The organism is Fischerella major NIES-592 (genome assembly GCF_001904645.1).
Lineage (GTDB): Bacteria > Cyanobacteriota > Cyanobacteriia > Cyanobacteriales > Nostocaceae > Fischerella > Fischerella thermalis.
On sequence record NZ_MRCA01000022.1, the window covers coordinates 1 to 24,651 of the forward strand.

16 protein-coding genes and 1 tRNA gene are annotated in these 24,651 nt (G+C 42.1%); 4 read left to right on the forward strand and 13 right to left on the reverse strand.

All coding sequences use genetic code 11. The annotated features are described in order from the left end of the window. Positions 1-287 precede the first annotated feature (287 nt). Together NIES592_RS22630 and NIES592_RS22635 are read right to left on the reverse strand one after the other, a co-directional pair. Positions 288-677, reverse strand: coding sequence for an alr0857 family protein (locus NIES592_RS22630; protein WP_062246762.1), 390 nt, complete (start codon positions 675-677; stop codon positions 288-290). Positions 678-693: 16 nt separating this feature from the next. Continuing rightward, positions 694-1,227, reverse strand: coding sequence for an HNH endonuclease (locus tag NIES592_RS22635; RefSeq protein ID WP_073556977.1), 534 nt, complete (start codon positions 1,225-1,227; stop codon positions 694-696). 387 nt (positions 1,228-1,614) lie between these two features. Between NIES592_RS22635 and NIES592_RS22645 the strand changes: the two genes are divergently transcribed. From NIES592_RS22645 to NIES592_RS22655, 3 genes are all read left to right on the forward strand, one after another. Beyond that, a complete protein-coding gene (locus NIES592_RS22645; RefSeq protein ID WP_009453717.1) occupies positions 1,615-1,950 on the forward strand; it encodes a hypothetical protein in 336 nt (111 codons plus the stop codon). A 936-nt stretch (positions 1,951-2,886) separates the two neighbouring features. Next, positions 2,887-4,947: a GAF domain-containing sensor histidine kinase gene (locus NIES592_RS22650; protein WP_073556978.1), complete on the forward strand. Its 2,061-nt coding sequence runs from the start codon at positions 2,887-2,889 to the stop codon at positions 4,945-4,947. Continuing rightward, positions 4,940-5,503: an SRPBCC family protein gene (locus tag NIES592_RS22655; RefSeq protein WP_062246768.1), complete on the forward strand. Its 564-nt coding sequence runs from the start codon at positions 4,940-4,942 to the stop codon at positions 5,501-5,503. Before NIES592_RS22650 ends, NIES592_RS22655 begins: the two co-directional genes overlap by 8 nt. 156 nt (positions 5,504-5,659) lie before the next feature. On the opposite strand, the gene NIES592_RS22660 is transcribed toward NIES592_RS22655, so the two are convergent. Beyond that, a tRNA-Glu gene (locus NIES592_RS22660) sits at positions 5,660-5,732 on the reverse strand. 360 nt (positions 5,733-6,092) lie between these two features. Between NIES592_RS22660 and NIES592_RS22665 the strand changes: the two genes are divergently transcribed. Further along, the gene (locus NIES592_RS22665; RefSeq protein WP_062246770.1) at positions 6,093-8,015 is read left to right on the forward strand and encodes a cation:proton antiporter; all 1,923 of its coding nucleotides are present in this window, start codon (positions 6,093-6,095) and stop codon (positions 8,013-8,015) included. Here the strand turns inward: NIES592_RS22665 and NIES592_RS22670 are convergent. The 10 genes from NIES592_RS22670 to NIES592_RS22710 form a co-directional block, all read right to left on the reverse strand. Next, entirely contained in the window at positions 7,982-8,644 is a 663-nt protein-coding gene (locus NIES592_RS22670; RefSeq protein WP_073556979.1) for a cytochrome b N-terminal domain-containing protein, read from the reverse strand. The two genes, NIES592_RS22665 and NIES592_RS22670, sit on opposite strands and share 34 nt — an antisense overlap. Positions 8,645-8,969: 325 nt before the next feature. Further along, entirely contained in the window at positions 8,970-12,656 is a 3,687-nt protein-coding gene (nifJ, locus tag NIES592_RS22675; protein ID WP_073556980.1) for a pyruvate:ferredoxin (flavodoxin) oxidoreductase, read from the reverse strand. A gap of 891 nt (positions 12,657-13,547) precedes the next feature. Next, the gene (locus NIES592_RS22680; RefSeq protein ID WP_235656136.1) at positions 13,548-13,739 is read right to left on the reverse strand and encodes a photosystem I reaction center subunit VIII; all 192 of its coding nucleotides are present in this window, start codon (positions 13,737-13,739) and stop codon (positions 13,548-13,550) included. 84 nt (positions 13,740-13,823) lie between these two features. Next, on the reverse strand, positions 13,824-14,348 hold the full coding sequence (locus NIES592_RS22685; protein WP_073556981.1) for a photosystem I reaction center subunit XI: 525 nt from the start codon (positions 14,346-14,348) through the stop codon (positions 13,824-13,826). A 281-nt stretch (positions 14,349-14,629) separates the two neighbouring features. Then, positions 14,630-16,855 carry a photosystem I core protein PsaB gene (psaB, locus tag NIES592_RS22690; protein ID WP_073556982.1) on the reverse strand — a complete coding sequence of 742 codons (2,226 nt, stop codon included), beginning with the start codon at positions 16,853-16,855 and terminating at the stop codon, positions 14,630-14,632. 108 nt (positions 16,856-16,963) lie between these two features. Further along, entirely contained in the window at positions 16,964-19,330 is a 2,367-nt protein-coding gene (gene psaA, locus NIES592_RS22695) for a photosystem I core protein PsaA (protein ID WP_073556983.1), read from the reverse strand. Positions 19,331-19,604: 274 nt separating this feature from the next. Then, entirely contained in the window at positions 19,605-19,754 is a 150-nt protein-coding gene (locus NIES592_RS25480; RefSeq protein WP_178379613.1) for a hypothetical protein, read from the reverse strand. Beyond that, the gene (locus NIES592_RS22700) at positions 19,751-20,131 is read right to left on the reverse strand and encodes a response regulator (RefSeq protein WP_062246781.1); all 381 of its coding nucleotides are present in this window, start codon (positions 20,129-20,131) and stop codon (positions 19,751-19,753) included. Before NIES592_RS22700 ends, NIES592_RS25480 begins: the two co-directional genes overlap by 4 nt. Positions 20,132-20,199: 68 nt before the next feature. Further along, positions 20,200-22,851 (reverse strand): ATP-binding protein, encoded by a 2,652-nt coding sequence (locus NIES592_RS22705; protein WP_073556995.1) that lies wholly within the window; start codon positions 22,849-22,851, stop codon positions 20,200-20,202. Next, entirely contained in the window at positions 22,838-24,001 is a 1,164-nt protein-coding gene (locus NIES592_RS22710) for a response regulator (protein WP_062246783.1), read from the reverse strand. Before NIES592_RS22710 ends, NIES592_RS22705 begins: the two co-directional genes overlap by 14 nt. Between the last annotated feature and the right edge of the window lie 650 nt (positions 24,002-24,651).

Below are 24,651 nucleotides of genomic sequence, written 5' to 3' on the forward strand. Positions count from 1 at the left end.
TGTTGAGTATTTCCCATGATCTATTAGCGCCTTTGTTAATTCACATTAGACGTTACTTATAATTAATACTAATAAATACATTTTTCAATTATCAAAAATGAAGAGGACGGGAATTGTAGACATCTGTAGAGCAGCTTCCCATCCTCATTTTTATGTATGATGATTGGTAATTGGTATTGATTTTTCCCATTACCAGCCTGCGATCGCCTCTTCAGTTCTTAAAGCTCACCTCTTAGAAAAACAATTTACGTTCCAGATAGTAAGTTTGTTGGAGCCAGGGAACTAGATTATTCACTCAAAACAGACGCACAAGCTTGAGCAACGACCCAGAGTTTGTGTAGTAAAAACTCAGTGCGATCGCTCAGTGTGGTAACAAACACACCTTGGACATTCTCAGAGCCATCCGATAACCAAGAACCGCTGAGAGTGACTTCAATGTACTCACAATCAGATGCGCATAAAGCAAGAATTTCTCTTTCTTCCCATTGCACCTGAGTCTTGAGTTGTTCTAATCCTGGCAAATTCGCAGGAAGCAAAAAGGAAGCAGTGCTAGGTTCAACAGACAGACTTTGACCGACTCGCAGTGTCAAAATCACTCGCTGCGCGACCCACTCCTCAAGGGACTGAGCCAGACACTCTAGGTGAAAACTCGTTTCGGTGTAAGTTAATTTCAGCATTCCTCATGCTCTCCTGTTATTCCAGGTTTATTTGCACGTCCATCCAAAACTGTTCCGCAAAAGCAATCGTGGGATGGACAGGTGCTTTTGGTTTAGTACGTAGGCGCATACCCGCTTCTTGTGGGGTTTTATCTCCTTTTTTGGAGTTACACCGTTCGCAAGCAGCAACCACGTTATCCCAAGTGTGCTGTCCACCTCGAGAACGGGGAAGCACATGATCTAATGTCAAATGTTTGCTGCTACCGCAATATTGGCAACTGTGATGGTCTCGTCGCAACACTTCCCGTCTATTGACTGGTGGAATTTTCCACATCCGTTCCCGAGAAGCTATTTTCAAGCGAATTTGTTTTGGTACATCGATTACCAAGCTAGGAGAGTGAACTTGCCAGCCGCTATTAGTGGTAATATCTAGCGGTTCCGCCTTGTTTGTGAGCAAAAGTACAATAGCTCGCTTGATATTTACTCGACACAGTGGCAAGTAATTTTGAGAAAACACCACCACAGATTGATCTAAAACTTGCGTTGCGATCCTCACGGTTTGACTCCTCATTCAAAAACCCCCGCTTTTTTCTTTGTTAAAGCGGGGGTTGAGAATTGACTTTAAAAGTCTTTTATTCCTCTATCGGTACAGCATCTGGGTGTCTGTACCTCCCGCTTCTCTCTTTTAGTTGTGGTGCTCGATTAAGTACACCAATCCTGGCATATTTAGAATCATGATTACCCTCTGTAAATTTGCCCAGTTTTAGGCAAATCAGCCCCATAAATAAATACTCCACTCCCATAGGCGCTGATTCCCAACTGGTTCGGGACTGATCAGCACATAAAGAAGTAGAGATGGGGTAAATGGATATCACAGAAAATTTCACCTATTGAACATTCCTTTAAACATACTACACTTGTATTACTATCCTGTCTATAGTTTTAAGGAGAAAAACTCATGCATACCATCACTCGCACCCCCACCACCGATATGGAAGTCACCAGCATCCGTCTTGAGCGCGAATTAAAAGATAAACTTAAAGATTTAGCAGGCAATCAGGGATATCAAGCTCTCATCCGCGATATCCTTTGGAATTATGTCCAGCAAAAATCAGGAGAGTGGAAACCTCGATTTTCCAGATCTGATATTCGAGCAAGCATAGCTGCTACAGCCCAACAAGAAGAGCGTTGTGTACTCACAGGTCAATTAATTCAACCGCAACAACCGATGTTGTTAGGACTGACGAGGACGGGCGATATGGTTCCTCTAAGTGTCGAAAGTTTAGCCGGATAAATGGATTCAGGTGAATGCAGCCTGGTTAATGTTGTTTCAAGCAAAACTAGGCTGTATTCACCATAAAGTTATGAAGAAACTAGGCAGAAGGCAAAGAAAAAATAAGGAAGCCTATTAGGTATAATTATTGACTATATAAATTAATGCTATAATTAGTTATTTTATTTATCAAATCAATAAAAACAGGAAGTAACAGTCATAAACATTCTGCCCGAATCATCGGACTCCTTGCGCCAAAATTAAATTAGCTCAAAAAAATAAATATCTAAGAGGAACAGAAATAACTTTTGCCTATTTCCCGTTCCCCCTTGCCTTTTAAATAACGTCGAAACTATCTAGAGGCTTAGTAATTTATAACACAGGGGGTCTGACTACACTTGACAGATCTAAAACATCAGCCTAAAGATTAAATGATTCTAAAGACAAGGAGTGAAGTAGCTAATCTCAATACAAATTTTTCCCTACCCCTTGTTTAGTTGTCGAAAATTTTGCTAAACCCTGACGCTAATTACATTTATTAGTGTCTGACCTAGCTAAAAAGTCAGCGATGGGAGCATAGTGTGAAAAAAATATTACACTTTTTTAGAAAAATTCAGTATTAATGCGGAAGCTATTTAGGAAGTCTTGGCGACAAGTCTAGAGAAATTACGGTTTATGTATAGTTATAGACAGGATAATCTAAGTAGATGTTAGCAAAAAATAGGCGTGTAAAAAGCTGTAACTATATTTGGCTATTTGCCCGATGCAACTAAACTAAATTTATTTTTATGTATCTTATTACTCAAGGTTTCTGATATGAGATGATTTGACGATCTGCAATAGAAAAGGGCTATAACAGGTGAGAGTAAAGTTTTGAAGACAAGATGAAAGATTCAATCACAGGGTGCAGGGTTACAAAGGGAGCAAGCATATGGCAGGAGGTTGGGTACAAAGGAAATGGGTTCAATATCCAAAAGCGTACCAGGAATGAGAAAGCGTTTGTCTTCGTTGCCACAACGCCGAGATGAAATAGATAGACTCACACACTACCCGGTCAATCTGATGCAACATGAGGAAGAGGCAGCCCTCCAGTTAGCACAAAAAATCAATCACATCATTGCTAATAGCTCAACATCAGCAATGATGCTGCAAGATATTGCCCAATTGCTAGGAGTTGCATTCAAAGTAGATTGCTGCTGCTTAGTGACTGCCCACAAAGAGGTGACTGGTGGTGAAGAAATTGCTGCAAATTGGTGTCCCCAAGAGTATTTAGATTCGTCGCCAGATGAAATATTTTCACTAGAGCAGCTGGATTTACCAGTGGTGCAATGCGCTGGTGAACCAACTATAGAGGACATTGCCACAATTCAAAACAGTCTGAAAATAGGTTGCCAACAAGTGCCGATACCAGTGAAATCGGTTCTGGCAATTACTACCCATTTTGGAAACAAAAAGAATGGTGTCATTAACTTAATCAAGTCTCAGCTATATGATTGGAGTGAGTCAGAAAAATCTTTACTCACAGCAGTAGAGTCAGTTTGCGCGATCGCCTTAGAACAAGTAGCACAAGCACAGCTGATCACCTCACAACAGCAGTTTCTCCAAACTTGTGCTAAGCATCAAAATCTGATCAAACAATTGACAATACTTGGTCGCAGCAACTTGGAGATTAATCAAATGCTTCAGGTGGCGATCGCATCTACTGCCGAAGCCCTAGAAGCAGACCGGGGTTTGATTATATTACTCAAATATACTGATCCGCTATTTAGAAATCTACCCAAAAAACAAATTCCCAAAGCGAAAGCTACTGTTATTGGTGAATGGTCTAAACAGCCAGAAGATTTTTACATTGATAAACAAGATAACCAAGATCATTCCTTCTGGCTTTCAGAGTGTGGAATTAGTCGGCGTGCCTTTACAGCAGAGTCTGGCAAGCCTGTAATTATTAATGACACTAAAGATAGACGCAAGGATACCTCCAAAATCGCCCAAGCGTTTATTTTAGAAAAACTGCCTGCAATGCTGTTAATGAGGTTGGAGAGTCAAGGCAAAGTTTTGGGATTTTTAGCACTACAGCAAACCCAACCTCGTTACTGGCATACAGCAGAAATCAACATGGTAGAAATGGTCTGCGCTCAACTCAGCAATGCCATCATTCAAACACAGACACTACGGCAAGTACAAATGTTAGTCGATGAGCGCACATCCCAATTGCAGCGCAGTCTGGACGTTCAAGCAAAACTGTATGAAAGAACAAAGCAATATGTTGAGCAATTGCGAGAACTCAACAAACTCAAAGATGAGTTTTTGAGTAACATGAGCGATCGCCTACGTTATCCTTTAACCAACATGCGTATGGCTTTGCGTATCCTGCGTCAACCAGGAAGAACCCCCGAACAGCAAACCAGGTACCTAGATATTCTGGAGGAGGAGTGTACTAAAGAAATCAACTTGATTAACGACTTATTGACACTCCAGAAGCTAGAGAATCATCAAGAGCCTCCGCAATTTGAAACCTTAGATTTAAATCGCAGAATCCAAGACATATCAGCATCTTTTGAGAAAAAGCTGGTAGAAAAAGGATTAAATATTTCTTATGAGTTACCGGAACAATCCCTAGAATTACAAACCGAACTAGAAAGTTTTGACCGCATCTTACAAGAACTTTTGACCAATGCGGTAAAGTTCTCCGAAAGGGATACTAGCATCCAAATTCAAGCTACACACCAAGTTATTCAACAAATTGATCGAGTTATTATTAAAGTAACCAACATAGGACGTGGCATCTCAGAGGCAGAAAGCACCTATATTTTCGATGCATTCCGTCGCGGTAGAGGAAGATGGACTCCTGGCACTGGCTTAGGGCTTGCTCTGGTAAAATCCTTAGTGCAGCATTTGAGTGGGGAAATCGCTGTAGAAAGTACTCCGATTGAGGATACAGATCTCAGCAAAATCTGTTTTACCTTAAATCTGCCCCAATTTTCAGACCAAGACAAAACCTACCCTGAAAGTGACTGAAGAAAAATATACACCAGAAGAACTCAACTTCATCGCCATTGAAGACGAAACTAACTTTGAAGCGAATGATCAAAACGCTGTGGCTGTTCAAATCGAGAAAATCACCGACAGACAGCGACAAATCACCGCTAAAATCCAAATTCCCCAGCCAGTGGCAAAAGTTTGGGAAGTACTCACCAATTATGAAGCCTTAGCCGACTTCATCCCCAACTTAGCCCAAAGTCGTTTACTGGAACATCCCAACGGTGGTATTCGTTTGGAACAAATAGGTTCTCAGCGCTTTTTACGCATGAATTTTTCTGCCCGTGTAGTTCTTGATCTTGAGGAACACTTTCCCAAAGAAATAACTTTCCAAATGGTAGAGGGCGATTTTAAAGACTTCTCTGGTAGCTGGTGCTTAGAGTCTTATTCTTTAGGTCAAGAAACAGGGACTAATCTCTGCTACACGGTCAAAGTTTGGCCTAAACTTACTATGCCCGTAGGAATTATTGAGCGCCGCCTTGCGAAAGACTTACAACTAAATCTGCTGGCAATTTACCAACGTTTGGAGGGATAAGGTAGTGGACTGGTCATTCCATTTTGGATTTTGGATTTTGGATTTTGGATTGCCTCCAGAAATGAGATGATCTTAAAACAGAATGCATTAATAGCAAAAAACACTCCACAAATCGTTCACTTTTACTGTGGAGTTTTCCCTATATTGATTTTCAGATACCCCCAGGGGAATTCGAATCCCCGTTACCTCCGTGAAAGGGAGGTGTCCTAGGCCTCTAGACGATGGGGGCGCGGGTCACACTTTTATTAATTTAGCGGCTTTTACTTTTGATGTCAACAGTTTAAATGAATAATTTGATAGCAAAATTTTAAATTGCAGCAGGTTAAACTGAGTGGAAGCAAAAGTGATTCATAGTCAAGGGTTAAAAAATGAACCTAAGGAGGTAAAAATGGCACTCAAAAGCTGATAAATCAAGCATTAGGGTCGTTACCATTTTACCAATCCTCTGGGGCGAGTGTATTATAGGTAACCAAGTAAAAAACTTTTCTGCTCAACAAAGAGTATTCAAGTTGTCATATTGCATCAGGTAAATAGAGTCTTTACAATTCTTTACAAGAGATTTTGAAAAACATAGCTCAAAATCTACAACATGGAAGCATCTTTTGAAATCACCTTGCAGATGGTTATTGCCGTCGTTGCCGGCATAAGCGCTCAGGTAGTAGCTGCGTACCTGCGAGTACCCAGTATTGTATTTTTATTGCTGTTTGGTATTCTGCTTGGCTCTGACGGTTTCGGGCTGTTGCATCCCCATTTGCTAGGCACTGGATTAGAAGTTATTGTTGCTTTGGGAACGGCAATAATTTTGTTTGAAGGCGGACTTAACCTAGAACTGCGAGAGTTAAACAAAGTTTCTACAAGTTTGCAATTACTCGTAACTTTGGGAACTTTAATTACATTACTTGGTGGGAGTATGGCGGCTCATTGGCTAGGTGAATTTCCTTGGCCGATCGCTTTGCTGTTCGCCTCTCTAGTAGTGGTTACAGGCCCTACGGTGATCAGTCCTCTGCTCAAACAAATTAATGTGGAACGACCAGTTGCCACATTGTTAGAAGGCGAAGGAGTGTTAATTGACCCTGTTGGAGCCATCCTAGCTGTTGTAGTGCTGAACACGATATTAAACGATAATGCCGACCCCTTTGTTGCCATCAGCAGTTTGCTAGTGCGGCTGAGTCTTGGTGGCATCATTGGGGCAGTAGGCGGCTGGTTGATGGCGCTAATTTGCAAGTATGCCAATTTTCTATCTTTTGAGGTCAAAAACCTTGTAGTCTTGGCTGGTTCGTGGGGTTTATTTGTGTTGGCGCAAATGCTCCGCAGTGAATCAGGATTGATGGCGACTGTAGTTGCTGGTGTGGTGTTTGGAACAGCTTCTGTTCCAGAAGAACGACTACTGCGGCACTTCAAAGGTCAGTTAACGATTTTGTGCGTTTCAGTCTTATTTATTTTACTGGCTGCTGATTTATCTATTGACAGTTTGTTTGCACTAGGTTGGGGCAGTTTATTTACTGTTTTGGCTTTGATGTTTATCGTGCGTCCGATCAACATTCTTTGTTGTACCTGGAACAGTGACTTGAACTGGCGACAAAAACTGTTTCTTAGCTGGGTTGCTCCTAGAGGAATTGTTTCTGCTTCTGTAGCTTCTTTATTTTCAATTTTGTTGACCCAACACGGCATTAACGGTGGTGATGCCATTAAAGCTCTTGTGTTCCTCACAATTATCATGACAGTTTTCTGTCAGGGACTAACTGCTGGCTGGATTGCTAGGTGGCTGGAAATTACCTCCAAAGAGGCGACAGGGGCAGTAATTGTTGGTTGCAATCCTCTGAGTATTTTAGTTGCTCGCCTGTTGCAAGAACGGGGAGAAGCAGTTGTGATGATCGACACTGATCCTGAAGCAAGTAAGCAAGCCCAAGCCGAAAATTTACGAGTCCTAATCAGCAGTGCTTTGGATGTCAATGTTTTGGAAGAAGCAGGATTGGCTTCGGTGGGAACTTTTTTGGCGATGACCAAAAATGGCGAGGTGAATTTTGTTTTGGCACAACGAGCCGCAGAAGAGTTTAACCCACCCCGCGTTCTAGCAGTTTTTCCCCGTGATCCACAAGCCACTAATGGTACAAATAATACGAAAGTCAGTCAGGCCTTTATTCCAGACTTGCAAATTAAAACCTGGAATCAATATATCAACGATGAGCAAGTGAAACTAGGGATGACGACACTCAAAGAACCTGGTTTTTCATTACAAAAGGTTCAGTTGCAGGCATTAATTCGGACTGGTGAGTTAGTACCACTGTTTTTAGAACGGGATGAGAAATTGCAGATCATGCCTGCGGGTGAAGCTTGGCAAAGTGGCGATCGCATCATCTACCTATTGCATGATCCCAGACCGAAGCTTTTAAAACGCTTATCGGGTGGTAGAGATTCAAATCGCCTCTCTCTGGAAAAATTACCAGAGGTTGAGGAAATCCCGATCGGGAAGTTATCTCAGCTTTCTGTCAGTGATGCTCCTGCACCTTGAAGCTGACTCGGTGGCAAGTTAGCACTTTCAGAGTTGGCAAACTGAGCTTTCATTTGTTTTTCTTGCCACAATACGCTGAATAAATGTGCGCCAGAAATGATAATGGCAGCAATTGAAAGGATATAACTGTGTATGGTGTAGAGTCTTTGGATAGTTAGCGTACTAATTGCACCACCAGTCAGGATTTCGCGTAGTTGTGAACCAATCAAAGGAATTGCTTCAATGGTTCCTAACTCAATGCTAAAACGCCAGAATCCTTCTTGATCCCAGCTTAAAATCATTGCTGTCCAACTTAACCCAATGGCAATGAGAGTGAAGAAAATTGCACTGATCCAGGCTGATAACCAACTCTTGCGAAATTGTCTGCACAGAAATAACACCACAATTTGCACAAGTGCGATCGCAATCACTCCATTACCAGCAATATTGTGGGCTTTACGGAACAACCAACCATACTGCACTTGCTCTGTAATCAATTTCAACGACTGATACGCCCTGCCTGCTGCTGGTTCATAGTAAATAGATAACAAAATGCCAGTAGAAGCTGCAACTAAAGATAGGGTAATAATGACGAGAGATAATACGGTAGCTATGCGCCGCAGAACCCTATTAAACTCGGTGCTTTCCATCACTCACCGCTCCTTTTGTTAGCTAAAATGTACTTTTATAACAATTTTAGCTAAGAAATATTAAGAAAGTATAATTTATAGTTAATAAATGTTTGTCCCAAATGTTTTTCATGAATAACATGATGAGCGAATGTCAAATTGAAGTGCGATCGCTCTCAATGAAATGCTCACAGTTGTATTTTCTGTTGTGGAAAACGGCTATAAATGCAATCACGTGTTATCCAAGGTTTATTGGCAATTGTCTAGTTATTTTTAGTTAACGAACACAGATGCACACCGATAAACACAGATGGATTATCGCTGTACATCTGTTTGAATTTACAATCTATTGTGCTGCTAAATATTCATACAATTGCCAACGTGCGTCTACTTCTGCTTGGGCTTGTTGTAGCAAACGTTGAGCAAGTTCGGGTTTACTCTTGACAAGCATTTTGAAGCGATTTTCTTGATACATTGACTGTTCTAGTGATTGTTTGGGCGATCGCATATCCAATTGCAAAGGATTTTTACCCTGTTCTCGCAATTGTGGGTTATAGCGATACAGCAACCAACGACCTGATTCTACTAAAGCTTTTTGGTTGTTCATGGCTGTGGTCATATTAATGCCATGAGCAATACAATGACTATAAGCAATAATCAGTGATGGGCCGTTGTAAGCTTCAGCTTCTAAAAATGCTTTCAGTGTTTGGTCATCACGTGCGCCTAAAGCTACACTCGCTACGTAGACATTACCGTAGCTCATCGCCATGAGTCCCAAATCTTTCTTGGCAGCAGGCTTACCACTAGAGGCAAATTTGGCGATCGCAGCTGTTGGAGTGGCTTTAGAAGATTGTCCGCCTGTATTGGAATATACTTCTGTATCCATCACTAGGATATTAACATTGCGACCACTGGCAAGTACATGATCTAATCCGCCAAAGCCAATATCATAAGCCCAACCGTCACCACCGACAATCCAAACACTCTTTTTGACAAGATAATCAGCCAACAGTCTCAGATTTTGGATTTTGGATTGTAAAGACGTACCATGGTACGTCTCTACATCGTCTAATCGCTGTTTAAGCAATTCTACCCTTTGTCTTTGCTCGTAGATATCTGCTTCGGTTTTTTGGGGTGCGTTAAGAATAGATTGAACTAAATCCTCAGGAAGCTTACTTCCCAACTCTCGCAATAATTCCGCCGCATGTTCAGCATGTTTATCTAAAGATAAGCGAAAACCAAAACCGAATTCGGCGTTATCTTCAAATAAACTATTAGACCATGCTGGGCCTCTACCTTCAGAGTTTTTAGTCCAAGGAGTTGTGGGGAGATTACCACCGTAAATCGAAGAACAACCAGTAGCATTGGCAATCATCGCGCGATCGCCAAATAATTGTGACAGTAGTTTTAAATAAGGTGTCTCGCCACAACCCGCACAAGCACCAGAAAATTCAAACAATGGTTCTTGCAGTTGTTGTTGGCGAATTTGGTTTAATTTTAGTTGCCGTCGGTCAGGATTTGGTAAATTCAAAAAGAAATTCCAATTTTCCCGTTCTTGCTCCCGTAAAGGTAACTGCGGTTTGAGATTAATTGCTTTAGTTTCTGGCTGCAATTTATTTTTCGCAGGGCAAATTTCAACGCAGATACCGCATCCTGTACAATCTTCCGGTGCTATTTGAATCGTAAATTTCTGTCCCGCAAAGTCTTTATCTTTGGCATTGATAGACTTAAATGTTACCGGAGCATTTGTTAATTCACTTGCTGCGTAAACTTTACTGCGAATTGCCGCATGGGGACAAACCATCACACACTTGCTGCATTGTACGCAGACATCAGGTTCCCAAACCGGAATATCTAGCGCCACATTGCGTTTTTCCCATTGAGAAGTACCTGTGGGAAAAGTTCCATCAGCAGGTAAAGCACTTACAGGTAAATCATCCCCTTCCCACCTCATAATTTTGCTTAAGACTTCGCGGACGAACTCAGGCGCACCCTCAAGATTTTGGATGTTGGATTTCTCCCCATCACACCACCTTGGAACATCGACTTTCTGCAAGTTTTCCAGCGTCTGATCTACCGCTTGCAGATTCATGCGGACGACTTCTGCGCCTTTTTTGCCGTATGTTTTTTCAATCACTTGCTTAATTTTGGCGATCGCTTCTGCTTGGGGTAAAATTCCTGCTAAGGCAAAGAAGCATACTTGCATAATAGTGTTAATGCGTCCACCCATGCCACTTTCACGGGCGACTTGAGTAGCATTGATAACATAAAATTTTAGTTGTTTGCTAATAATCTGCTGCTGTACTTTCTCTGGCAGATATTCCCAGACCGTATCTGCATCATAAGGACTATTAAGTAAAAAAGTTGCCCCTGATACAGCATTTTTCAGTACATCTACTCGATCCAAGAATACCCACTGATGGCAACCGATGAAATTCGCTTTGCCAATCAGATAAGTAGAGCGAATCGGCTTCGGACCAAAACGCAGGTGAGAAACTGTCATCGAGCCAGATTTCTTAGAATCGTAGACAAAATAACCTTGGGCGTAGTTGTCGGTTTCTTCACCAATAATCTTGATCGAGTTTTTGTTTGCACCCACCGTCCCATCAGAACCCAAGCCGTAAAACATGGCTCTGACAACCTGATCTGGTTCAGTAGAGAAGTTGGGGTCAAAACTTAGGGAAGTGTTGGTAATGTCGTCATTAATACCAATAGTGAAGTGATTTTGCGGCTGTGGTTGGCCGAGATTGTCGAAAATTGCCCGCACCATCGCCGGAGTAAATTCTTTAGAAGAAAGACCATAGCGACCAGCGATGATTTTAGGAGTGGGGTGATGGGGTGTAGACGCGCTCTGCGCGGCTTCCCGTAGGGTAGGGGTGATGTGAGGAGTATGAGGGGTGTAAGGGGTATAAACATTTTCGTTATCTCCTAGTCCCCCAAGTCGTCCCCTTTGTCTCCTTATCTCGTCCTGCAATTCCCATGCTTCGTGAATGGCGGTGACGACATCAAGATACAACGGTTCGCCGGCTGAACCTGGTTCTTTGCTGCGATCTAGAACTGCGATCGCTTTTGTGGTTTTTGGTAAGGCTTGAACAAATCTTTGGACATCAAAGGGGCGGTAGAGTCTGACTTTGACAACACCCACTTTTTCACCACGGGCGTTGAGGTAATCTACTGTTTCATGGACTGTTTCACAACCAGAACCCATGAGGACAATCACGCGATCGGCGTCACTTGCGCCATAATACTCGTAAATTTGATAGTGTCGTCCCGTGCGTTCCCCAAGTTTGTCCATAACGTGTTGGACAATTTCTGCACAAGCATTGTAGTAGGGGTTAGCGCGTTCACGGGCTTGGAAATAAACATCGGGGTTTTGGGCAGTTCCCCGCAATACAGGGCGATCGGGAGTTAAAGCACGGGTGCGATGGGCGAGAATTAATTCTTCATCAATGAGCGATCGCAAATCCTCATCTGCCAGCAACTGGACTTTCTGAATTTCATGGGAGGTGCGAAAACCATCAAAAAAGTGCATAAATGGCACTCGCGCCGCCAGAGTTGCAGCTTGGGCAATCAGCGCAAAATCATGGGCTTCCTGCACCGACGCAGAACACAGCAAGGCAAATCCTGTACCACGGGCTGCCATAACATCGCTGTGGTCGCCAAAAATAGATAAAGCATGGGTAGCTAAAGCACGGGCTGCTACATGAATAACTGCACTAGTTAATTCTCCAGCAATTTTGTATAGGTTAGGGATCATCAACAATAACCCCTGTGACGAAGTGAATGTAGTTGTGAGAGAACCTGTTTGTAGCGCCCCATGTACAGCCGCAGCCGCTCCGCCTTCACTCTGCATTTCGATTACACTCGGAACCGTACCCCACAAATTAGCACGGTGTGATGCTGACCAAACATCAGCCCATTCACCCATTGCGGAAGAGGGGGTGATGGGATAGATAGCTATGACTTCACTTAAACGGTAAGCAACACGGGCTACAGCCTCATTCCCATCAATGGTTGCAAAAGTTGTGTGCATGATTTCCTCCTGCAAGCTACCCCCAAAAGTTAAGTTAATCAGTGGTTAGTGGTTAGTGGTTAGTAGGGGCGTACTCTACCTTGAAGCAGCTTTGCGTCTACGGGTACTCTACCCTACAACAGCTTACGGCGTACGAGAAGCCTGGCTTCGCCCGTCTACGGGGGTTTGCATACCCTTACCTTAAGCCTATGAGTGCGTCTACGCGTAGCGTCTCCCTTCAGGGAGATAGCGTTTATATGGGTATCTTGAATTTAAAACGAAATATATTCGTACAATTTATAACCCGTTTTAACGGGTTTAAGCTTTCAGCCCAAAAGTTTAGTTTTGGGATTACCTAGACATATTTATTAATTATTTAGATTATCCCATTCACAAAAAACATATTGATTGCTCTTAATTAATAACTGCACTCATCCCAAAAAACTAACCATGAGTTAGCTTTTCAGAAAATATAAACAATTTTTGGGGTAGAGGTTCGAGAATTAATTAATTCAGCATTCCAGCGACTTTGTCTTCAGATATTTTTTCGTTTAATTTCTCAAGAGCTTGAAGTCTTCCAGATTCCTGAGTTAGTCAAAAATTTTTTAGTTTTAATAAGGATTATGAACGAGTTGTTATCTTATCTTCCTGATGGATAACAGTTCAGAGAGTGACACAAAAGGGTTATCAGCTTGATGCGGTCAATCACCCATTGTATAATACCCATTATTCATCTCTGAAAAAAGTAAAAATATTTTTTGAGAGACGCACAGTGCTTGTACAAGTAAAAAGTTAAAATAACTATTAAATTCATCTTTCTTTTTACTTGTTTTTTCTTTTTCATGCGTCTCTTTCAAATCTCCTAAACTTATGGGGATTTTATTTTTAGTTTTTATTTTTCAGGATACTCTTTTACGAATTAGGTACTTCAAGTTCCCCGATTTCTGCAAGATTATTATCTGTTTCTTTGATTTCCTCAGAGGCTTCTTTTTGAATCCATAAAAATAATATGGCAAACACAGGAAAAGGCAAAATATAGAAAACTAGGGGAATCATGATCCAGGGCAACCATGAAGCAGCATAGTCACCTGTTAGTTGTGTCATATCTACCATCATACAATTCCTCTAAAACTCAAAATTTAAAACTCAAATTTATCCAATGCAAAATTTGTGTTAAGAAAGTAACATTTAGCTAGCATTAACGGCTCCTCTAAGAATGGCATCCAAAGCGTCAAAGTTTTCGAGCAGCAAATATGCAAATATAGCACCACCCATTGCACCAAGAAAAATTCCGCCATTTAATTGGCTCCATTCTTCACGAGTTCTCAACGGTCTTAATGAGTCTTTGGAATAAGAACTATAAGAACCTTTCGGATTTCCTTGGAATGTTGTAATCGCAAAAATGGAAATTCCTAAACAAGCGGATAAAGCTATATATATAGCAGTGATTAATCCACTCAGATTTGCTCCATGTGCTGATTCCCGTAAAGGTCCAATTACAACCTCTGGTCCCACAAGAAAATAGCCATGAGCCATACCAATTTCCAGTCCCCGCATGAAAGGAGTTAACCCTTTGCGATAAGCAGGTAAATTATTGATGAAAGCTTTAGCTAAAGGAGAATCATTAATAGGAGTGGATAGATTACCAAGGCATGGATCGCCTTTGAAAGGTTTAATTATATCGTTATCTACTGTATCAACTGTATTAGACATTGTTATTAACCTTTGTATTGAATTGGTTGATGTTGTCTTAATTTTAAATATATCAATTATCGATTTCTAAAAATATATTTTTAGATGATTTTAAGAATATTATTAACAATAATGCAAGCCCTAAATAGGAAAGTCTCTTGCTCAGTCAAGCAAGAGAGGAGGTCGAAACTTTATATTTTTAATAACTTAATTTCCGGAATAAAAATAACAAAGTATAACCTTGAGAACTTATATTTATTTGTTAACTGTTGACAGTTAATTTTTAACTGTCAACAATTGATTCATTGACCAAACTTACTTGCTGTTGAGGCAATTAAAAAGGCTCCGTAGGTAGCGATGTAACCAACAGTAAAGTGAGTTAAGCCGACTAAACGAGCCTGAACAATTGACAAAGCAACGGGTTTATCTCTCCAGTAGCCAAAGGATAGGGGCGTTTGTTCGTGTGCCCAAGCCAGAGTTTCGATTAACTCTTGCCAGTAACCCCGCCATGTAATTAGGAACATGAAGCTAACAGCCCAAGCTAAGTGTCCAAACAGGAACATCCAAGCCCAAACAGCTAAGTTACTAGTCCCATAGGGGTTATAGCCATTAATCAACTGAGCGGAGTTTGCCCAGAGGTAGTCTCGGAACCAACCCATGAGATAGGTAGAAGATTCGTTGAATTGGGCGACATTCCCTTGCCAAATAGATAGATGCTTCCAATGCCAGTAGAACGTTACCCAACCCAGAGTGTTAAGCATCCAGAAGACAGCGAGGTAGGATGCATCCCAAGCCGAGATATCACAAGTACCACCCCGACCGGGGCCATCACAGGGAAAGGCGTAGCCAAAATCTTTTTTATCGGGCATTAGCTTGGAACCACGAGCATCCAACGCACCTTTTACTAATATCAAGGTGGTGACGTGCAAACCGAGAGCGATCGCATGATGAACATAAAAGTCACCCGGGCCAATTGTCAAGAATAATGAGTTAGTCCCACTGTTGATTGCATCTAACCATCCCGGTAACCAAACATTGGCATGGTTGGGCCATGCTGTGAAAGCAATACTATCTGGATTTGACAGCAGTGTGTGAAACCCATACAAAATCTTACCGTTTGCTGACTGGATAAACTGAGCAAACACCGGCTCAATCAAGATTTGCTTATCAGCCGCGCCAAAGGCTACTTCTACATCGTTGTGGACGTATAGACCCAAGGTATGGAAGCCTAAGAATAGCGATACCCAACTTAGATGAGCAATAATGGCTTCTTTGTGCTTCAACACTCGCTCTAGGACATTACCTTTATTCTGTTCTGGGTCGTAATCTTTAATCCAGAAGATGGCAGCATGGGAAAATGCCCCTACCATTAAGAATCCGGCAATATACTGATGGTGTGTGTATAATACCGCCATTGTGGTAAAATCCTTGGCGATAAAAGCATAAGGCGGCATGGAATACATGTGCTGTGCCGTCAAAGAACTGGCAACACCTAGACAAGCTAGTGCCAAAGAGAGTTGGAAATGCAGAGAATTGTTTACTGTTTCGTACAGCCCTTGGTGAGGTAGATTGAAGGGACCTTCAACTTTTCTACCAAAGAAAGTCTTTGAATCCATCATCTCCTTGAGACTGTGACCGATATCCCAATTAGTGCGGTACATGTGACCCGCAATAATTAATACGACTGCGATCGCTAAATGATGGTGTGCCATATCCGTCAGCCACAGTGATTGCGTCTGGGGATGAAAACCACCTAAGAACGTGAGAATTGCTGTGCCTGCACCTTGAGAAGTATTAAATACATGCTGGGCGGTATCAGGGTTTTGAGCGTATGCTCCCCAATTACCCGTGAAAAATGCCCACAAACCAGCGGGATGGGGTGGGGCAGATAAGAAGTTATCCCAGCCAACATGTTGTCCGCGAGATTCTGGTATGGCAACGTGTACTAAATGACCAGCCCAAGCTAAAGAGCTAACACCAAACAAACCTGCCAAATGATGATTTAAGCGAGCTTCCGAATTCTTGAACCAACCTAAATTCGGTCTAAATCTAGGTTGTAAATGTAACCAGCCTGCAAATAAGAAAAGAGAAGCAAGTAAAATTAAAAACAAAGCACCAACATACAAATCAGTATTTGTACGCAAGCCAATGGTATACCACCAGTGGTAGACGCCGGAATAGCAAATATCTACAGGATTTCTTGCTCCTGCTTGGGTATAAGCTGCAATTGCTCCTGGTCCAAATTGGGCATCCCAAATCGCGTGAGCAATGGGACGCACATGCACAGGGTCTTTAATCCATACCTCAAAATTACCTTGCCAAGCAACGTGGAATAAAATCCCCGACGCCCACAGAAAAATAATTGCTAGATGACCAAAGTGAGAGGCAAAAATCCTTTGATAGAGATTTTCCTCCGTCATCCCATCATGACTTTCAAAATCGTGAGCAGTAGCGATCGCATAGAAAATGCGCCGCGTTGTCGGGTCATTAGCAAGGTCTTGGCTAAATTTTGGGAATTTAGTAGCCATAAGCCAAAGAAGTAAAAAGTAAAAAGTAAAAAGTAAAAAGGCAAAAATGAAGCAATATAGCCGGAAAAAGGAAAAAGTACACAAGTTAAATGCTTTTTCCTTTTGCCTTCATCCAAATGCCGTCATTCTTGCCAGGAAGAAAGCCCAAGTAGTGACAATTCCTCCTAAAAGATAATGAGCAACCCCTACAGCCCGACCGTGAATGATGCTCAAAGCACGAGGTTGAATAGCTGGGGCAACTTTCAACTTGTTGTGTGCCCAAACTATCGATTCAATCAGTTCTTGCCAGTAGCCACGACCACTGAATAAGAACATCAAACTAAAGCCAAAGATGAAGTGTCCGCCCAGGAACATTAAGCCGTAGGCCGAAAGTGATGTGTTGTAGGATGTAATCACTTGCGTTGATTGCGCCCAAAGGAAATCACGCAACCAACCGTTATTCGTTATTGACGAAGTCGCAAAGTTTCCACCAGTGATGTGAGTGACCACCCCATCTGCTCCCACCGTCCCCCAGACATCTGATTGCATCTTCCAGAAGAAGTGGAAAATCACCATACTAAGAGAATTGTACATCCAGAACAAACCCAGGAATACATGATCCCAAGCCGACACCTGGCAAGTACCACCCCGTCCCGGTCCATCGCAGGGGAAGCGGAAGCCTAAATTAGCTTTATCTGGAATTAAACGGGAACTGCGGGCAAATAAAACCCCTTTCAGCAGTACTAAAACAATGACGTGAATTGTGAAGGCATGAATGTGGTGAATTAAGAAATCCGCTGTACCCAAGGTAATGGGCATCATCGCCACTTTGCCACCCACAGCCACTACACCACCACCGAAAGCATAGCTGACAGGCTCGTGCAAATTAGGCGCTGCGGTTCCCAATCCTGTTAGTTCCAGATTTCGCAAGCCACCAAAAGCATCACCCAAAGGTGCAGCAACTTGGAGAGATGGATTTCCGATGGTCATCGTATGGATATGTTGCAGCCACTGGGCAAACACTGGCTGTAATTGAATTCCCGTATCCGAGAACATATCCTGAGGACGACCAAAAGCCCGCATGGTGTCGTTATGACAATACATGGCAAAGCTATGGAAGCCAAGGAACTGACACACCCAAGCAAGATGAGAAATAATTGCATCCCGATGGCGTAGTACCCGATCCAGTACATTATTGAAATTCTCTTCTGGATCATAGTCCCGCACCATGTAAATCGCTGCGTGGGCTGCTGCACCAACAATCAGGAAGCCTCCAATCCATACATGGTGAGTGAATAGAGATACCACAGTCGCATAGTCTGTTGCCAAATAGGGATAGGGCGGCATCGCATACATGTGATGGGCGATGATAATGCTCAGAGAACCCAACATTGCCAAATTGATTGATAGCTGAGCGTGCCAGGACGTCGTGAGGACTTCAAACAGACCCTTGTGACCGACAGGCCCAATAAAGCTCAAGAATGGCAGCATGTTTGGAGTTCTGGCATCATCCAGCATTTCTTTAATGCTGTGACCGATACCCCAGTTGGTACGATACATGTGACCGGCAATGATGAACATTACCGCGATCGCCAAATGATGGTGTGCAACATCTGTCAACCACAAGCCACCAGTAACAGGGTTAAGCCCACCCTTAAAGGTGAGAAAGTCAGTAAAATGCCCCCACTGCAAGGTGAAGAAAGGCAGGACACCTTTCACAAAGCCCCAATCTGCATGGGGATACAACTTGTTCATCAAACTGGGATTCAAGATGAACTCGTGCGGTAAAGGAATATCCTTCAGAGCTACTCCAGTATCCAACAGCTTGTTAGTGGGTAGGGAAACATGGATTAGGTGTCCTGTCCAACCTAATGAACCCAAACCCAAAAGCCCAGCCAAGTGATGATTTAACATCGACTGGGTATTCTGGAACCATTCCAGTTTGGGAGCGCGTTTGTGATAGTGGAACCAACCAGCGAACAGCATCAGCGCTGCCATTACCAAAGCGCCAATTGCAGTGCAATACAATTGGAATGTATTGGTGAAACCAGCAGCACGCCACATCTGGAAAAGCCCAGATGTGATTTGAATGCCGTGGAAACCACCGCCCATATCTCCATTCAAAATTTCTTGGCCAAATATGGGCCAAACAACTTGGGCGCTCGGTTTAATAGCAGTTGGATTTGCCATCCAAGCTTCAAAATTGGAAAAGCGAGCACCATGAAAATACATGCCGCTTAACCAAATAAACACCACCGCTAGATGCCCAAAATGGGCAGCAAAAATCTTGCGCGATATGTCTTCTAAATCGCTGGTATGAGTATCGAAATCGTGGGCGTTAGCATGTAAGTTCCAAATCCAGGTTGTGGTTTTGGGGCCTTTGGCAAGGGTGCGGTCAAAGTGTCCTGGTTGCGACCACTTCTGAAAAGAAGTAGGCACCGGATCGTTATCAACTACAACCCTCACCTCTTGCTCTCGCTCTGGCGTAAGAGTCATTGAACTCTCCCTCTTCTATTAAAGAAATGAGAACTTTACTCTGCTCAAAGTAGCTGTATTTACGTTTTTTGTTGGTTGTTAGTTTGGGGATTAACTATTGCCACTAACCAAGAGAAAAAGCCAGCGATTGGATTAACAGTAACGCTGGATTATTTGTAGATAAATTATTCGCTCAAGAGACATCAAGTAGCTGAATAACCCTTTCCTTAGAGAATAAGAAAAAAAAATGAAGAACTGATGAAAGAAGATAGTTATTAATAAAAAATTACAAAAACTAATTCCAATTCAGCACTTCAGCTACTTGTTTGGCCAGAGTCATTAAATCAAAAGGTTTAGCGATCACAGTCATTGTTAAAAGCACAGACGGTAAAGTTGATGTACGCCAAAAACAACAATCAACAGCTATTACACGAAATATATTCACGCCGACCCACTGATCAATGCTTGTAGCACTTGATCAGATAAGGTAAAAGGATCGTAGGGCTTGGTAATTACCGCCGCGATCTTAAGTTGAGTAAACTGACGTTGTTCAGCAGCCTGTGCTTTTGCTGTGAGCAAAACTACTGGAATATTCTGAGTAGTAGGATTTTTTTGGAGGTTTTGCAAGGTCGTCAACCCATCCATATCTGGCATCATCACATCCAAGAGAATAACATCAGGTTTTTCTGTTGCAGCTTTGACCAGACCTTCTCTACCAGAAACTGCTGTTAGAACTTCCCATCCACCAGCTATCTCTAGACACATCTGGGTAGTTTCTCGGATATCCTGTTCATCATCAATAATCAAAATGCGTTTTGTCATTTGTAATTTGTTGGTTGTTGGTTGTTGGTAGTTAGTAGTTAGTGATTGGTATTTTCCCCAATACCCAATTACTGACTAATAGGTAACGTGAAATAGAAGGTGCTACCCTTCCCTAAAATACTCTCTGCCCAGATTCTGCCTCCATGCTGTTGTACTATGCTGCGACAAATTGCTAATCCCAAGCCAGTACCCCCTTGATGACGGGAATTAGAAGCATCGACTTGCTGAAAGCGGTCAAAAATTGTCTCTAGTTTATCTTCAGGAATACCTCGCCCTTGATCTTTGATTTGGAACAAGAGATAGGAAGTAGGGGAAGTAGTAAATTTATTTTTCTCCACACAATCGGCTTTCCTCACTTTCCCCTCTTGTTGAAGTTCAACACTTAGCCATACTGTGCTACCTGGAGGCGAGAATTTGATAGCGTTGCTGAGTAAGTTAGTAATTGTCTGGATGATACGGTCTGGATCTGCCCATAGTTGCACTGATGCTGGTGTCAGTTCTAGGTGAATTTCTGCTTTCTCAGCCATGGCTCGCATTTCATCCACAGCTTGAATCATCAAGTCAGTGACGTTACATATCTGTTTGTGCATCGTCACTTTACCTGAGTTGATACGCTCAATATCAAGGATGTCATTAATCAAACGCACTAAGCGGTTAGTGTTATCAAAGGCAATTTCTAACATCCGCTGACTTTTTTCGGGTTGATTGTTTAAGGAACCCCGCGCCAACAAACCTAAAGCACTGCGAATTGAGGTTAAAGGTGTTCGTAACTCATGGCTGACAACAGAAACAAATTCATCCTTCATCCGTTCTATTATTTGTCGTTCGGTTATATCCTTAAAAATAACTACAGCACCAACAATTTTTTTTTGTTCTCGAATTGGTGTAGAGACATATTCGACTGGAAATTTTGACCCATCGCGGCGGTAGAATATGTCGTCAGTAACATGTTGTACTGTTCCATTTTGCAAGGTAGCGTAGATGGGGTTATCTTCCAAAAAATAGCGGACACCGTCGGGTTTAGAATGCTTCACGACTTCGTGCATAAATAGATTGATTAGTTCTTTCACCCCATATCCCAGCATTCTTGCTGCTGCTGGATTTACAAAAGTAATTTTGCCGTGACAATTTAAACCATAAATTCCCTCGCCGGCTGAGTTCAAAATTAACTCGCTTTGCCGACTAAGGCGTTCTAGTGAGGCTTGTGTTTGCTTGCGATCGCGAAGTGCGCGTTCTCGTTCGTTGATTTCTTCCAACAATCGTCTATTGGCTCGTCGTAACTCTGCGGTTCGCTCTTGAACTCGTTGCTCTAATTCGGCATTCAATGCACAGATTTTTTTCTCAGCTTGCTTGCGCTCTTCGATATCGCACTGCAAGTTGGCGTTGAGAGCATTGACTTGCTGATACAGTTGATATTGATGAATTGCGATCGCAAAGTGACTAGCCAAAGCTTGGGCAAGTTCAATTTCCGTAGCTTTCCATGCTTGGACTTGACCTCGCTTCAACTCTCGCCACACCTCAAAAGATTTAATCGGAGACAAATGTCTCTCATCATCGCGGTCTGGTCGTCGCGCCCAGATAGTTTCTATGTCTATTTCGTTACGAAAAATACTTAAATAACCCAAAATCTGCTGCCGATATTGCAAGCGCACAATTAACAAAGTACGAATCCCAGACTTCAAAAACGCCTGTGCTAAATCTGACTGTAGTGCCGCTTGATACAAATCATTAACAACCCAAACTGGGCTTTCTTCAACAACAGTTGTTTCCATTCTTAGCCATTCTCGCCAGCTAGGATGTTCTTCGAGGGGGGAAAATGAAGAATTTATTACTCCCCCTTGTCCCCTTTGTTTCCTTTGTCTCCTGCTCCCCTGATTAACAGGAAAAATCGGCTGTTCTCCGATGGTGAACAATTGTGCTTCCTCAGCAGGGTTCTGGGGGGTAATGCAAACTCTGCCGCCTGCGCCTTGTAGTGCTGATACAGTTAATTCTAGTGCTTGTTGCACCTGCATCTGTGTCATGGAGTGTAGCAGTTTGGCAACGCGGTTAATTGTGGCTTCTTGTTGGGCTTGGAGGCGGCTTTGTTCGAGGAGAGTAGACTGAGCGATCGCAATTGATAATTGATCTGCGACTAACTGCACCACTTGTAATTCTCGCTCTGTTATTTGGCGCGGTAAACTATGATGGGAAACTAATAAGCCCCATAATTGCTCGCGATGCAAAATTGGCACTACTAAAGAAGATTGCACTCCCATTGAGGTGAGGTATTCTACATGGCAGGGGTCTACCGAGCGAAATCGAATGTCATTTTTGAGTTTGATGGATTCGTCAGCTTCCGGAGCAGGGCTGAGTCCAATTTGTTGTGTTCCTACATCCACAATTGAACGCTGACGAGCCAACAAAAATAATTCTCGAGCTTCAGATGGAATATCCTGAGCAGGGAAGTGTTGCCCTAGTAAGGATGGTAGACGTTCTTTATCAACCGACTCTGCCACAACTTCACCACTACCATCTGTATCAAATCGATAGATTTTAACGCGGTCAGTCTCCAAGAATCCACGGATTTCGGCAACAGTTATTGAGAGTATCGCTGGTAATTCCAGAGATTGGCGAATGCGATTCATTATCCGATGTAGCAATACTTCTAAAGAAGTGATTTGCTTTTCACCAGCAGTGTTAGTCTGATTTAACGCCTTGGAATGGGGATTATTCGATGGCATCATCTAAAACATCATGGCAAAGTATTTTCTCTAGTTCTGCAAACGCAGGCTGCTGTATTTCTTGCTTCAAGGCTATAACCAAGTTGTACAAATGCAACACTTGGTTTTGATTAGTGTTCATATGCGATCGCAACATCTGCTCAACTTCAAAAGCCAAACGCGAACCTTTGGTAAAACCAAAAATACCCAAAGCCCCCGCCAGTTTATGTGCTGCTTGTTGTGCTTTTTGTCTTAATTCGTCTCCCAGGTTGTTTTCTAGTAATGCTTCTGTGGCTTGCTCTAGGATGATGATGCGATCGCAATTCTTAACTTTCAACTTCTCCCACAATTTAGTTAACGCTGCTTTGGTTTGTTGTATATTATCATGTAAATCTTGAGCCTCATAAAATAAATCTTTTATCTGTTGTTTTTTACTTGGTTTTACACCATTTAATCTGTGATTTTCTTTTGTTTTTTGTGGCAATTTTTTGGAAGATGTAGGTACTTTCAGGCGATAACCCAGACCATACACCGTTTCAATAAAATTATTCTCCGCTCCTGCTTGTTTGAGTTTTTGTCGCAAACCTTTAATGTGAGCTGTAACTGTATCTTCTTGGGGAGCTTCTTCCGTTGACCACAAGTGTTCTAAAATGTCGCCGCGGCTAAAAACTTGATGTCCGTTGCGAAGAAAAAGTTCTAGCAAACGATATTCTTTGGGAGTTAAATTGAGAAGGTGATTGTTATAGACAACTTCACATTTACCAGGATCAAGACGCAGGTTTTCCCATTCCAAAACCGTTTGTAGAGTTGAATTTCGCCGCCGCAATAAAACCCGAATTCGAGCTAATAATTCTGACATGTCAAAAGGTTTAACAAGATAATCATCTGCTCCAGCATCCAATCCCATTACTTTATGAGTGCTAGAGTTTTGCGCTGTTAATAACAGCACGGGAGCTTGATAGTTATGAGAACGTAACCTTTGACAAAGCTGAATACCGTCCAACTTCGGTAGCATGACATCCAACAAAATTAAGTCATAGTTGAAAGTCTCTACAAGCTCCCAGCCTAATTCCCCATCATTTGCAATATCGACAACATAATGTTGATTCCCAAGAATATTTTCTAGAGTATTGGCAATACACTCATCATCTTCAACTAATAAAAGTCTCATGAAATATCACCCTGTGATTAGTGGGAATATATCGAAATCACACGCTTAGGTTTTGAGCTTGGATAGCTTGGAGAAATTTCCCCACTTGAACATATCGGTTAAGCAAGCGTGACATTCGCGATTAATTAGTTGACTTTTTAGATCATCTTTTGGTGATGTCTAAGGCAGACTTCAAGAGAAAGATAAACTGGGGATATTTGCCTTTTCACCTTTCAGAATTGTTAATAAGCAGCGTTTTATAATTGTCATGCGATCGCTCCGCACCCTTTAGGAAGGCTCCGCCTACAAAATGAAAGTATTTTTTAAAAATGTACAAGTTCTGAATTAATCAGAAATAATCGCCAAAAAATCAAAATCAAGAATATCAAAAGTTTGGTTAATAAAAAATAACTGATTGTTCACAAAAATGTTACTAATATTTTCCCATTTTAGGATAGTTGGGCATACTAAATATATTATCGTGTTGACAATTACAATCATTATTAACAGATTTCTCACAAAACTAGTTACTTAGCTTCAATAAAATTTTTATTTCTTCACTTATTTTTATAAAAACTAGAGTAATTTTTTACACATCCTCAAATGTTCCAAAGATGTAGCTAGCGAACAATTATCAGACTCTTTATCAAAAAATTTCCGTAATTTCACCG